The 11,972-nt window shown below is 62.9% G+C and carries 15 protein-coding genes; 12 read left to right on the top strand and 3 right to left on the bottom strand.

Going from position 1 to position 11,972, the window contains the following annotated elements:
• The 3 genes from C479_RS01075 to purM form a co-directional block, all read left to right on the top strand.
• On the top strand, positions 1-882 hold an 882-nt coding region (locus C479_RS01075; RefSeq protein ID WP_007696550.1), incomplete at its 5' end, for a TraB/GumN family protein.
• Positions 879-1,517 carry a hypothetical protein gene (locus tag C479_RS01070; RefSeq protein WP_007696547.1) on the top strand — a complete coding sequence of 213 codons (639 nt, stop codon included), beginning with the start codon at positions 879-881 and terminating at the stop codon, positions 1,515-1,517. The genes C479_RS01075 and C479_RS01070, both read left to right, overlap by 4 nt.
• 92 nt (positions 1,518-1,609) lie before the next feature.
• The gene (gene purM, locus C479_RS01065; RefSeq protein WP_007696544.1) at positions 1,610-2,587 is read left to right on the top strand and encodes a phosphoribosylformylglycinamidine cyclo-ligase; all 978 of its coding nucleotides are present in this window, start codon (positions 1,610-1,612) and stop codon (positions 2,585-2,587) included.
• 59 nt (positions 2,588-2,646) lie between these two features.
• Here the strand turns inward: purM and C479_RS01060 are convergent, their stop codons facing one another.
• Both C479_RS01060 and C479_RS01055 read right to left on the bottom strand, forming a co-directional pair.
• Positions 2,647-3,372, bottom strand: a complete 726-nt coding sequence (locus C479_RS01060) for a class I SAM-dependent methyltransferase (protein WP_007696542.1) — start codon at positions 3,370-3,372, stop codon at positions 2,647-2,649.
• 132 nt (positions 3,373-3,504) lie between these two features.
• Positions 3,505-4,005 carry a macro domain-containing protein gene (locus tag C479_RS01055; protein WP_007696540.1) on the bottom strand — a complete coding sequence of 167 codons (501 nt, stop codon included), beginning with the start codon at positions 4,003-4,005 and terminating at the stop codon, positions 3,505-3,507.
• A 285-nt stretch (positions 4,006-4,290) separates the two neighbouring features.
• On the opposite strand from C479_RS01055, the gene C479_RS16425 reads away from it, so the two are divergent.
• Positions 4,291-4,452, top strand: coding sequence for a hypothetical protein (locus C479_RS16425; RefSeq protein ID WP_007696537.1), 162 nt, complete (start codon positions 4,291-4,293; stop codon positions 4,450-4,452).
• Positions 4,453-4,574: 122 nt separating this feature from the next.
• On the opposite strand, the gene dpsA is transcribed toward C479_RS16425, so the two are convergent.
• The gene (gene dpsA, locus C479_RS01050) at positions 4,575-5,120 is read right to left on the bottom strand and encodes a DNA starvation/stationary phase protection protein DpsA (RefSeq protein WP_007696536.1); all 546 of its coding nucleotides are present in this window, start codon (positions 5,118-5,120) and stop codon (positions 4,575-4,577) included.
• A gap of 294 nt (positions 5,121-5,414) precedes the next feature.
• On the opposite strand from dpsA, the gene thiE reads away from it, so the two are divergent.
• The 8 genes from thiE to C479_RS01010 all read left to right on the top strand — a co-directional run bounded on the left by thiE (position 5,415) and on the right by C479_RS01010 (position 11,941).
• On the top strand, positions 5,415-6,050 hold the full coding sequence (gene thiE, locus C479_RS01045; protein ID WP_007696535.1) for a thiamine phosphate synthase: 636 nt from the start codon (positions 5,415-5,417) through the stop codon (positions 6,048-6,050).
• Complete coding sequence (gene thiM, locus C479_RS01040; protein ID WP_007696533.1) at positions 6,043-6,876, top strand: hydroxyethylthiazole kinase; 834 nt, start codon at positions 6,043-6,045, stop codon at positions 6,874-6,876. Before thiE ends, thiM begins: the two co-directional genes overlap by 8 nt.
• A 10-nt stretch (positions 6,877-6,886) precedes the next feature.
• Positions 6,887-7,300 carry a hypothetical protein gene (locus C479_RS01035; protein WP_007696531.1) on the top strand — a complete coding sequence of 138 codons (414 nt, stop codon included), beginning with the start codon at positions 6,887-6,889 and terminating at the stop codon, positions 7,298-7,300.
• Positions 7,301-7,403: 103 nt separating this feature from the next.
• Complete coding sequence (locus C479_RS01030) at positions 7,404-7,886, top strand: YbaK/EbsC family protein (protein ID WP_007696530.1); 483 nt, start codon at positions 7,404-7,406, stop codon at positions 7,884-7,886.
• A 189-nt stretch (positions 7,887-8,075) separates the two neighbouring features.
• Positions 8,076-9,200: a metal ABC transporter substrate-binding protein gene (locus C479_RS01025; RefSeq protein WP_007696527.1), complete on the top strand. Its 1,125-nt coding sequence runs from the start codon at positions 8,076-8,078 to the stop codon at positions 9,198-9,200.
• Entirely contained in the window at positions 9,193-9,933 is a 741-nt protein-coding gene (locus C479_RS01020; protein ID WP_007696525.1) for a metal ABC transporter ATP-binding protein, read from the top strand. Before C479_RS01025 ends, C479_RS01020 begins: the two co-directional genes overlap by 8 nt.
• Before the next feature lie 2 nt (positions 9,934-9,935).
• The gene (locus tag C479_RS01015) at positions 9,936-11,114 is read left to right on the top strand and encodes a metal ABC transporter permease (protein WP_007696523.1); all 1,179 of its coding nucleotides are present in this window, start codon (positions 9,936-9,938) and stop codon (positions 11,112-11,114) included.
• A gap of 137 nt (positions 11,115-11,251) precedes the next feature.
• Entirely contained in the window at positions 11,252-11,941 is a 690-nt protein-coding gene (locus tag C479_RS01010; RefSeq protein WP_049907000.1) for a cob(I)yrinic acid a,c-diamide adenosyltransferase, read from the top strand.
• Positions 11,942-11,972: the final 31 nt, after the last annotated feature.

The following is an 11,972-nucleotide window of genomic DNA, read 5'->3' as shown; positions in this document are numbered from 1 at the left end:
ATGTGTATAAGAGACAGCGGTAGCCTCCTTGCCCCGTCTAACGAGCAAGTCGAGGACTTCGACGACTTCGATATCGATCAGCTCACCGACGGTGACGTGGTCACGGCGATGATGGAGGAGTTCCGTCGCTTCAGTCCTGGTGGTGCCGAAGCGTTGATCGACGAGCGCGACGCGTTCATCGCGAACCGCCTGCACGCGCTTCGCAACGAAGGCTATCACGTCGTGGCCGTCGTCGGTGCTGGCCACCGCGCGGGTATCGAACAGTACCTGGACAATCCGGCCTCCCTTCCCCCGATCGAGTCGATTACCGGGACGACATCGGGCCGGCGCTTCTCGATCGCCAAGGTCGTCGGCTACCTGATGATGATCGGCTTCGTCGCGTTCTTCGGCTTGCTCCTCATGGCCGGCGTGGAGAACGTCCTCCTTCTGAAGCTCTTTCTCGCCTGGTTCTTCGTCAACGGAATCTTCGCATTCTCACTCGCGCGGCTGGCTGGCGCCCGTCTCAGCAGTGCAGCGGTCGGTGGTGGCGTCGCCTGGTTGACGAGCATCAATCCGCTGCTCGCACCCGGCTGGTTTGCCGGCTACATGGAGCTTCGTCACCGGCCCGTCAACGTCAGCGACATCGGCGTGCTGAACGACCTGTTAGACGACACCGAACGCCCGATCGGTGAACTGTTCGACGAGATGCTAGACGTCGAACTGTTCCGGTTGATCGTCATCGTCGCGCTGACGAACGTCGGCAGCATGATCGCCTCGGCCCTTTTCATCATCGCCGTGATTCCGTGGTTCGGCGGGGAAATCGGCGGTGTCAGTGAACTACTCGCCCAGCTGATGGACGGCGCCGGCAATAGTCTCGAAACGATCGTGGGGCTGTTCGAATGAGTTACGCCCAGCGGTCGACCCTCTCGTTCAGCACGCGGGAACTCCTGGATCTCGCGGCTGCGTGGATCGTCCTGAGCGTCGCGTTCGCCCTCCTGTTGTCCCGGGAACCGGCAGTCGGAGGGATCGATCCGACCGAACTCGTCCGGATGACCGGCCTGAGCGTGGTAACGGTGGGGGTCGGCTTCCTGAGTCACGAACTGGCCCACAAGATCGTCGCGATCCGGTTCGACCAGATCGCCGTCTTCAAAGCCGACTACAGTATGCTGTTCATCGCGTTGTTAAGCGCGATGGTCGGCTTCCTGTTCGCCGCACCGGGGGCCGTCTATCACCGCGGCCGACTGACAGCCCGACAGAACGGTCTCATCGCCCTCGCCGGGCCGCTGACGAACCAGGCACTCGCTGCGGTCTTCTTCACCTTGATACTCGTCCACGACACGGTCGGCGCACCCGGGATCGTCCGCGAGATCGGCCAGCTCGGCCTCTGGATCAACCTCTTCCTCGCGGCGTTCAACATGATCCCGTGGGGGCCCCTCGACGGCGCGACGGTGAAGCGCTGGAACACGAGCGTGTTCGTCCTCGTCTTCGTTCCGAGCCTGCTCGCGGCGCTGTACATCATGTTCGTCGTCGGTATCTGATCCGGTTCCCCGACAACAGGCGTACTCCGTCCGGATCGGCCATCGCGGCGCGGACCGGTGGTCTTTTGCCGCCACCCGGCACTCGATCCAGTATGAACGACGACGAGACGGGACTCACCTACGCGGAGACGGGGGTGGACATCGAGGCGAGCGAGGACGCGACAGCAGCGCTCCTCGAGGCGTTCGGCAGCGACCTGACGACGGAGTACGCCGGACTGCTCGACATCGGCGATCGATATCTCGCACTGGCGACGGACGGCGTCGGGACGAAGTTGATGGTCGCGGAGGCCGTCGACGACTACTCGACCATCGGAATCGACTGCATCGCGATGAACGCGAACGATCTCGTCGCGGCGGGCGTCGAACCGGTCGCGTTCGTCGACTATCTGGCGGTCGACAACCCCGACGAAGCGCTGACGAACGAGATCGGTGAGGGCCTCGCCGTCGGCCTCGAACGGGCCGATCTCACGCTGTTGGGCGGCGAGACGGCGGTCATGCCCGAGGTCATCGACGGCTTCGACCTCGCCGGCACCTGTGCCGGCCTCGCCGAGAAGGCCGAGGTGCTGGACGGCGAGGCAGCCGTCGGCGACGCCCTCGTCGGCTTTCCCTCCAACGGAATCCACTCGAACGGGCTCACGCTCGCCCGGGAAGCCGTCACGCGCGACCACGAGTACACCGACGACTTTCCGCCGATTCCCGACCGGACTATCGGCGAGGAACTGCTTCGACCGACACGGATCTACACCGATATTCTGGAGTATATTCACCATTACAACGTTTCCGCCGCCGCACATGTCACGGGCGGCGGGTGGACGAACCTCCTCAGGATGGGCGATCGGCAGTACGTCGTCGACGATCCGCTCCCTGCACAGCCGGTCTTCGACTTCGTCCAGGCTGAAGGGGCGGTTTCCGACGCGGAGATGCACCGGACGTTCAACATGGGTACCGGCTTCGTGCTCGCGCTGCCGTCCGAGCAGGCGGCCGAACTCGCCGCGGAAACCGACGGCTCGGTCGTCGGCCACGTCGAGGACGGCGCCTCAGTCGAGATTCGTGGCCTTTCGCTTTCCTAAGGGACGACGTCGCTCGTCCCGGGACGCGGCCGGTGCGCCATTGAGTCGTCGGAGGTCGATCACTCGTCACTCGCGGGGTTCGGCACGTAGACGAGCGGATTTTGTCGCCACGCCCCGTACCGTTCGACGCCGTCGACCGTCGACCACAGACTTCGGGGCCTGACGCCGAGGACGTTCTCGATCCGGTCGTAGGAGAGGAGGTTTTCACCGTCGATCACCAACTGGAAGCGCTCGGGGAACGTGTTCGGGCTCCACGCGGAGGACTCGTCGAGGAAGTCCTCCGGGGACGCGGCGATGTCCTGGAACAGCGAACTGGCGAGGCGATTGTGGTACGTAAAAAGGAGGTAACCACCCGGAACCACGGCGTCGTAGAGGCTCGTCAACGCCCGTTCCACGTCGGCGACGTAGCACAAGGTGAAAAAGCAGGTGACGAGGTCGAACGGTTCGTCCGGATCGAAGTCAGGAAGTTTCACTCGCTCGAAACGAACGTTATCCGGACCGCGTACTCGCACTCGCTCGCTGTTGCGTTCGACGACCGACTCGGCCGCATCGTAGCCGACGACGGTCGTTTCGGGATACTGCTCGGCGAGTCGGGCCGCGAGGGCACCGCCGCCGCAACCGACGTCCGCACACCGATCGGGCGTCTCCCGCTGGGCCACGAACCCGAAGACTGCGTCGGCCACTTCCGCCTGATAGACGCTTCCGTTGGCGTCGTCCGCAGTAACGTCCGCAGATTCCGTCCAGTACCCCTCCCAGTCGATGGTGTTGTCGAACGTCTCTGACATCGGGTTCGAGGGGAGCCGTCGCTGCCGGAAAAGATTTGTGAAAAAGGTTGAATTTGAACTTCGCTTACAAATAGCGTGTCTTGGGGTTTAATAGTTTCGACGGGACGCCGTTTTCCGTCGACGTTCGAGTCCCTACCGCTCCGCCACGGCCGCCCGAATCGTCTCGTACTCCTCGTCGCTGAACGCGATAAGGCGGACGTCCGACACCGTCTCGGGATCGTAGTCGCGAATCTGGTCGGCGATGAGGCCGGCACCCGCCGCCAGATCGAAGCCCGCGACACCACAGCCCAGTGCAGGGATCACGATCGACTCGCAGCCGAGATCGTCCGCACGTTCGAGCGCGTTCCGGGTCGCCGAGCGAATACTCTCCTTCGTGGCCCGTCCGTCCCCGTAGTGGGGCATCGCCGCTGCGTGGATGACGTACGAGGCGTCCAAGTCGTAGGCGTCGGTGACGGCGACTGCCCCGAGATCGATCGGTCCCTGTTCCATCGCGGCGTCGTTGATGCCACCGCCAGCGCCACGGCGCAACGCGCCCGCGACACCGGACCCCATCCGTAAGCTGGTCCCCGCCGCATTCACCAGCGCGTCGGCGGATTGGTCGGCGATATCCCCCTGGACGACAGTGAGCTCCATATCCACCCTGTCGGTCGCATAGTCGAAAAATCTCATCCCACCGGGAGCACACCACCTCGCACAACCAGTAAGGGCGGCCGAGGCTGTCGCAGACGGCGAGTAGCGACGAATCGTACACTCGACGGTTGCGATCACGAATCTCCCGAGTTGCTGTCGTCCACCCACCAGAACGCTACACTCACGAGGACACGCTGGGCCGACCGCTTCACAGATCGAAGCGGCGGCGGTCGACCCGGTGGAACGCAACGCTTATGAATTTAGGCCGACCTAATCGACTACACGACAATGGATGCCCCCGACTCACGACAGGCGACGGATACTCCTTCGACGGAGTCCGAAGTCGTCGTCTCCTGCCACGAAACGAAACCCGGCCGTCGCGTGTTCACCGAACGCGGAAATGCAGACGGCTGGATCTCCTCCGACCTCGTCGTCGAACTGTCCCGCTAGGGACAGACGAGCGGCTCGATCCTCGTGTGACGGTCCCCACTCGATTGAGACTCGGCGCTGCTCGTTCTTGACAGCAGTTCGAAGAAACCCGAAGAACGTCGTGATGTGACGTCGTTCGATCCTCAGTGGGTCGCTTCCTCGAGGACGAGGGTGTCGTCTTCGAGGTAGTGATCGACGTGGTGGGCGTCTTCCTCGACGGTCACCAGGATCTCTCGGAGAATCTCACCCGTCGCGAAGTCGCCGAGGTTCTCGGCGAGCTCGATGGAATCGCGCATCGATTCGATGATGTGACCGTACATCTCGAGGTCGTTCTCGAGCATCGTTCGAACGTCGTAGACGTCTTCTCCCTCGAACGAAACGGTGGCACGGTCGGCCTGCTCGGCGGGCCCGGAGACGGGTACGCCACCGAGTGCCTGTGCGCGTTCGGCGATCAGATCCGCCCCCTCCTCCGCGTGTTCGTAGGCCTCTTCCGTAAATTCGTGAATCGGCAGGAACTCTGCTCCCTCGACGACCCAGTGGTGCTTCTTCAGCTGGTGATAGAGGACGTACGTGTTCGCCAGTTCCGTGTTGAGGGCGTCGACGATCTGCTCTGACCGGTCAGTGTCCAGTCGCAGGCTGTTCTCCTCGATCGAGTCGGCCGGCTGTCGGACTGTCTTCTGGGTACTCATCTCACCTCGTAGTAGGCCCGCATTCCTCTTAATGGTTGCACAAGGGAAAGATATTTTAGAATCGTGCAAATAGAAGATAGAATGGGGAAAGGATTCGTTCCACTTCGATGAACTTCTCCGTATTTGACCGACAAACCGGGAGCCTCTCCATCGGTTCCAGCGCTGGCCCCGATCACTCTTTTGCGCCGTGATACTGGCTTCAATTACGAGTTCCACATCCGGTCCTGGAGTGTGGGTCCGTTCACGCCGGCCAGCGTCGAAGTCACTTTGTAGCAGAACGCTCCACGTACGGTCGTGACGCCATCGAACTGGGAGACCTACCTCGTGACCCAAGCGTCGATTTCCGGAGACCGATCGACACTGGAAGTCGTCTCGGCGGCCATCGAGGGTGGGATCGACGTGGTACAGCTTCGCGAGAAAGACACGACCGCCCGCTCACGGTACGAACTCGGGCGCGCACTCCGTGAACGTACCGCCGCGGCTGACGTACCACTCATCGTGAACGACCGCATCGATCTGGCGATGGCGATCGACGCCGACGGCGTTCACCTCGGGCAATCCGATCTGCCGGTGGCAGTGGCCCGAGAGCTTCTCGGGGAAGACGCGATCGTCGGCTGTTCGGCCTGGCGTGTCGACGATGCCCGCGCGGCCGAGCGAGACGGCGCCGACTACCTCGGGACGGGCGCTGTCTACGGAACGTCGTCGAAAGACGTCGACGAAGCCAAAGACGGAATCGGCCCGGACGGGGTCGCCGCCGTCGCCGATGCCGTCTCGATTCCGGTCATCGGGATCGGTGGGATCACGCCGGCGAACGCGGCCGACGTCGTCGACGCTGGAGCCACGGGCGTGGCCGTCATCAGTGCGATTACGGCTGCGGACGATCCAGCGGCAGCGACACAGCAACTCGGCAAGGTGGTTGCCAATGTCTGACTCCGTCCCGATCGATTCGGACGGGCTGGCGAACGCGCTCCAGACCATTGCCGACGGGTCCCCGCTCGTCCAGCACCTGACGAACCGAGTGACGATGAACGACGTCGCCCAGGTCACCCTCCACTGGGGCGGCCTGCCCGTGATGGCTGATACCCCGGGTGACGCCGAGGAGATGGTTCACGGCGCGAGTGCCGTCTTGCTGAACATCGGCACGGCATCGCCACAGGAGGTCGAGACGATGGTGGCGGTCGGTGGGGCGGCGAACGAACTGGGCGTCCCGGTCGTGTTCGATCCGGTCGGCGTCGGCGCCACACCGACGCGAGACGAGTACGCCGAAACCCTCCTCGAACGGGTCGACTTCGCCGCGATCAAGGGTAACTACGGCGAGGTGAGTGCACTAGCCGGCGTCGAAGCAGACGTCGCCGGCGTCGAATCAGTCGGCGAGTACGACGAGATCGCGGCGACCGCACGCGCACTCGCCGACTCGGCGGACACGACCGTCGTCGCGTCGGGCGTGACCGACGTCGTCGCGACCGGCGAGGCGGCCTACGAACTCAGTGTCGGGCACGAGCGCATGGGATCGATCGTCGGGACCGGGTGCGTGCTCGGGGCGACGCTCGCGACGTTCAACGCAGTCATCGAGGATACGTTCGAAGCCGCGCTGTGTGGAACGACGGCGTTCGGGATCGCTGGCGAACGCGCAGCCGAGACGGAGCACGACGGCCCCGAAAGCTATCGCGTCGCCTTCCTCGATACGATCGCAGGGATGACTCCGGAAACGGTGCGTGAGGTGACTATTGCAGACCAAATCGACCAGGTGCTGTAACCCCGGATCGATGGAGGACAGTCTCGAATCGGTTCGCTCACGACTCTGCTCGGCCCACGGAAACGTCCTCGCGATGATCGAGGCGAGTGCCGACGCGGCCGTCGATACCTGGCCGGCCGACACCGTCACAGAACGCCATCACGTCGTCGATCCGTTTCGGGCGGCGCTCGTCGAACACGACGTCATTGACGAACTTCCCCAAATCCTCGAGGACCTCGTCGCTATCGCTGGAGGCGACCTGTCGGTACCCCCCGTCGCGGCACCACCATACGTCGTCGTCACCAGTATGGGTGTCCTCTTGCGTGCCACGCTACCCAGGGGGCGACTCGTCGTCGCAGTGCACCCGTTCGCCGTGGATCGGGAGCCCTCACCGACGTACCATCGACGCGACGAACTCGCCATCGACGTTAGTTGGGCCGAGTGAGCGTGATATCGATCCGAACTGGTGGGCTGCGTTGGGGCTGCTAGTCAGCTGAGTTCGGGGCTCGCCGATACTATTAGGGGAATTGCCTCCGATTCCATGGCGCATGCACGAACGCGCCGAGTCCTTTCGCGAGTGTGCGAAGCGGACCTACGACCTCGATCCGGACGTCGTCGAGTTTCCCGACGGGACGAAGACGGCGGCCGACGCCGCAGCGGCGATCGGCTGTACCGAGGCGCAAATCGCCAGTTCGCTCGTATTCGACGTCGACGGCGTTCTTGTCGTCTGCATTACGAGTGGGGCAAACAACGTCGACGAAACGGCGCTCGGTGACTACTTCGAATCTCCTGCTTCTTCGGTCGAGATGGCCGATCCGGACCGAATCCGTGAGGCAATTGGCTGGGTGATCGGGGGCGTTCCGCCGATCTGTCACGATACGGCCGTACCGATCGTCATGGATCGAAGCCTCCTCGGCTACGGGACGGTGTGGGCCGCTGCAGGAACACCGTCGGCTGTCTTCTCGATCGACCCGAAGCGGCTTCAATCATTGACGGATGCTGCGTCGATCGACGTCACCGGTGGAACGTAACGGTTGGCACTCCGCATCTCGACTCGATCTGGGGTCTGATTCGGTCGTTGGTTTTCATCTGCTATTCTCGGTGGCGCCGTCCAGTAATTCGACCCAGTATTAACAACATCCCCGATCTCGATAGCAGAGATTATTAAAAATGGAGTAGATAATAATAACACTTTTTACGGAGTCGATCGACGGTGATGTATGGACCGTTCACGACGATCGATCCTCTCGATCGGTGCCGGATCGGTGGCAACGGCCGTTGCAGGATGTCTCTCCGAAGCCGACCTCCAGGAATCAGATGGGGGCTACGCGGCGTTTTACACCCTTCAGGATTGGGCAGATATCGTCGGTGGAGACCACATCTCGTTCGAAACCCCAGTCGACGTCGGCGACATGGGCCACGGCTGGAGTCCGAGTTCGGACCTCATCACGAAACTTGGAACCTCCCGTGCGTTCGTCTACGTCGATTCGCCGGCGTTCTCCTGGGTACAGGACGCGGCCGAGGTGATCGAACGTGATTACGACGACGTGACCCTCGTAAACGTATTTGAAGGCGTCGACCTCCTGAAGACGGATCACGAAGTCACACACGAGGACGGACAGCATCAGGGAACACACAACGACGAGGAAGAGGAACACGACGAAGACGAACAGCACCAAGACGAAGAGGCCGAACACCACCAAAACGAAGAAGGCGATCATCACGACGGAAACGAACACGATCACGATGGAGAGCAAGCCCATCACGACGAGGGAAGCGACACACACGACGAGCACGATCACGGCCGGTACGATCCCCACGCCTGGGTAGACCCTGTCAGGGCCACGGGGATGGTCGAAACGATCGCCGACGGACTCGCAAGGGTCGAACCCGACCACGAGGAGTCGTTTCGGGAGAACGCCGTAGCATACACCGACCGATTGGACGATCTCGACCAGCAATTCAGGACGGTCGTCTCGGATACCGATCGACCAGTCGGCGTGCTCGCGAGCCACGATTCGTTCCGATATTTGCAGGACCGGTACGGGTTCGTCCTGCACACGCCGACGGGAATCTCTCCGGACCACTCCCCCAGTCAGTCGGAAATCGCGGAGACCATCGAGTTCGTCGATTCGAACGGGATCGAGACGGTCCTGTACGACCAGTTCGAATCGAACAGGCTTGCTCGCACGATCGTCGAAAACAGCGATGCGACGTCGATAGAAGCGGTCTCGCCGGCTGCGGGAACGACCGAAACGTGGACCGAAAACGACTGGGGCTACGTCGAACAGATGACGGAAATAAACATTCCTGCCCTCGATGCAGCCCTGGTGAGCCGTGACTGACGTCGCACATCTGGAGAACGTGACCTTCTCCTACGGCGAGCAGCCCGCTGTGACGGACGTGACGTTGTCCATCGGTGCCGGCGAGTTCCTCGGCTTGATCGGCCCGAACGGGTCCGGGAAGACGACGCTGTTACACCTGCTACTCGGACTCCTCGAACCCGATTCGGGCCGTATCGAACTGTTCGGCCAGCCCGTCTCGTCGTTCGACCAGGGAGAGCGAATCGGCTACGTATCCCAGGGGGCGACGGATCGAGCGGAGACGATGCCCGTCACCGTCCGAGAAGTCGTTCGGATGGGGCGGTTCGCCCACGCCGGCCACTCACGTCTCTCTGAAGAAGACCGAACCGCTGTCGACGCCGCGCTCGCGACAGTCGACATCGTAAATCTTGCCGAGCGCCGGATCGGATCGCTCTCGGGCGGTCAGCGCCAGCGGGCGTACATCGCTCGCGCACTTGCCTCCGAGGCCGACTTGCTCGCGCTGGACGAACCGACGGTGGGCGTCGACGCGGAGTCCCGCGACGCGTTCTACAAACTGCTAGCATCGCTGAACGAACGCGGCATCACGATCGTCCTGATCGAACACGATATCGGCGTCGTCACGGATCGTGCGGATCACATCGCCTGTCTCAACACGCACCTGTATCACCACGGAGACACCGAATCGTTCGTCGAGAGCGACGCCCTCGCAGATGCCTACGGTGCGTCGGGGCGAATCGTCCAGCATCACCACTGAATATGAGTGAACCCACGGAATTCGAAACCGACGACGCGTCAACCGACGAACAGCCCAAATCGGGACGGGCTGACAGTGACCCGACGGCAGACAGTGACCCGACGAGCGGTCGCGACACTCACACAACGGGAAACGAGCCGACGACGCGACGAGGACCGACAACGGAGGCGTCCGCCACGGGAATTAGTCTCATCCAGCGGATCGGGCTCGCGGCGACGGTGGTCCTCGCGATCGTCCTGACCGGGTTCGTCGTCGCCTACTGGCTCCGGTCCTATCCCCTGCTGGGGGACGTGGCCACGCAGTACGTCTACGCTGGCCAACACATGGACCGGCTGCTAGGGACGAACGTCTTTCGCCACCCGGTCATGTGGCAGTCGGTCGCCACGGCGGTTCTGGTCGGGATCGTCGCCCCGCTCGTTGGCGTCTTTCTCGTCCACCGGGAGATGGCACTCATCGGCGAAACTCTCGCGCACACGGCGTTCGCCGGCGTCGCGGTCGGCCTCTTGCTCGGGGCGACGACCGACTGGCAGGCGTCACTGCTCTTGTCCGCGCTCGTCGTCGGAATCGGCGGGGCACTGGCGGTGCAGTGGCTGGCCGAGCGAACCGATGCCTACGGCGACGTGGCGATCGCGATCATGCTCACCGGGAGCTTCGCCGTCGGGACGCTCGTCATCAGCTACGGTCGCGGATTGACGGCCGTCAACGTCGAGGAGTACCTCTTCGGTAACCTCGCCTTCGTGACCGGCGAGGGTGCCCGACTGATGGTCGTGTTGACGATCTTCGTCGTCATCGGCGTCGCGTCGACGTACAAGCAACTCCTGTTCATCACCTTCGACGAACAGGCCGCCCGCGTGGCAAGGCTGAACGTCCGCGGGTACAATGCCTTGCTCGTCGTGATGACTGCGGTCGTCGTCGTCGGTGCGATGCAGGTCCTCGGGGTGATCCTCGTCGCAGGGATGCTCGTCATCCCGGTCGCCGCCGCGACGCAACTCGCCGAGAGCTTCCGGGAAACACTCTCCCTGTCGATCCTGTTCGGCCAGGCTGCGGTTCTCGGAGGGTACGCCCTCGCGATTTCCCAGTCCTTGCCGCCTGGCGGCTCGATCATCGTCGTCGGCATTGCCTGCTACCTCTTCGCGATCGGCTGGTCCGGGTCGTCACGTCGTGGGGTTCAAATTCACTAGACCGGTTGCTGTTTCGGTGTCTTCTCGACGACCGGTCGGACATACGTGGCAGATTACCGGATCAACTGGCCGGTCACCACGCCGTCAGCGACGGTCGAATCGAACAGTTTCATGAGCACCCGGTCCGGAGAGTCGGTATGGGATCTAACGAGGAAACAGAAAATTATCCCCGTGACACGCCGGGGAAAGGTGTGACACCGACCGCGGAAGCGATCGAGCCAGCGGCGCCCGACGAGTTCGGCATGGTCCAGGTCTGGTGGGGCGACGGTAAGGGCAAGACGACGGCCACGCTCGGCATGGGAATGCGCGCGGCCGGCCACGGCTACCGGGTCCACCTGCTTCAGTTCATGAAAGGCGGTGCCGAGAGCGTCGAGGCCGTCCGCGGCGAGTACAACGCTATCGCGGCTCTCCCGGGGTTCAGTTTCGAGAATCTCGGTCACTACGGCTGGCACGGCATGGCCGACGGCAGCGACGAGGCCGACCACGAGGCACAGGCACAGGCCGGACTCGAACGGGCCCACGAACTGCTCGAGGGGGCTCACCAGGCCGATCTAACGGCACCGCTCTCCTTCGACGGTAACCCAGACGACGGCGTACACATGTTGATTATAGACGAGGTACTCTACGCCGTCGCGATGGGCCTGATCGACGAGACTGCCGTTCGCGAACTCGTCGAATCGAAACCGGATGGGCTCGAACTCGTCCTCTCCGGCGGGCACGAACGGCCGGCGTATCTGGACGAGCTGGCCGATCTGGTGACGAACGTCCGAAAGGAACACCACCCCATCGACGACGGACAGCGCGCCCGCAAGGGAACCGAGTACTGACGAGCCGATTCGCACCGAGTGATTCGACGTG

Origin of the sequence: Halovivax asiaticus JCM 14624, from assembly GCF_000337515.1 — an archaeon.
Classification (GTDB): domain Archaea; phylum Halobacteriota; class Halobacteria; order Halobacteriales; family Natrialbaceae; genus Halovivax; species Halovivax asiaticus.
The sequence above is the reverse complement of the archived record's forward strand: the minus strand, read 5'-3'. Positions and strand labels throughout refer to the sequence as shown.

Bases quoted from the DNA above. Each gene is read 5' to 3' on its own strand.
- thiM (WP_007696533.1), top strand. From the start codon at position 6,043: ATGTCTGACTCCGTCCCGATCGATTCGGACGGGCTGGCGAACGCGCTC.
- purM (WP_007696544.1), top strand. From the start codon at position 1,610: ATGAACGACGACGAGACGGGACTCACCTACGCGGAGACGGGGGTGGAC.
- C479_RS01055 (WP_007696540.1), bottom strand. From the start codon at position 4,005: ATGGAGCTCACTGTCGTCCAGGGGGATATCGCCGACCAATCCGCCGAC.
- C479_RS01025 (WP_007696527.1), top strand. From the start codon at position 8,076: ATGGACCGTTCACGACGATCGATCCTCTCGATCGGTGCCGGATCGGTG.
- C479_RS01035 (WP_007696531.1), top strand. From the start codon at position 6,887: ATGGAGGACAGTCTCGAATCGGTTCGCTCACGACTCTGCTCGGCCCAC.
- C479_RS01015 (WP_007696523.1), top strand. From the start codon at position 9,936: ATGAGTGAACCCACGGAATTCGAAACCGACGACGCGTCAACCGACGAA.
- C479_RS01070 (WP_007696547.1), top strand. From the start codon at position 879: ATGAGTTACGCCCAGCGGTCGACCCTCTCGTTCAGCACGCGGGAACTC.
- dpsA (WP_007696536.1), bottom strand. From the start codon at position 5,120: ATGAGTACCCAGAAGACAGTCCGACAGCCGGCCGACTCGATCGAGGAG.
- C479_RS16425 (WP_007696537.1), top strand. From the start codon at position 4,291: ATGGATGCCCCCGACTCACGACAGGCGACGGATACTCCTTCGACGGAG.
- C479_RS01030 (WP_007696530.1), top strand. From the start codon at position 7,404: ATGCACGAACGCGCCGAGTCCTTTCGCGAGTGTGCGAAGCGGACCTAC.
- C479_RS01010 (WP_049907000.1), top strand. From the start codon at position 11,252: ATGGGATCTAACGAGGAAACAGAAAATTATCCCCGTGACACGCCGGGG.
- C479_RS01060 (WP_007696542.1), bottom strand. From the start codon at position 3,372: ATGTCAGAGACGTTCGACAACACCATCGACTGGGAGGGGTACTGGACG.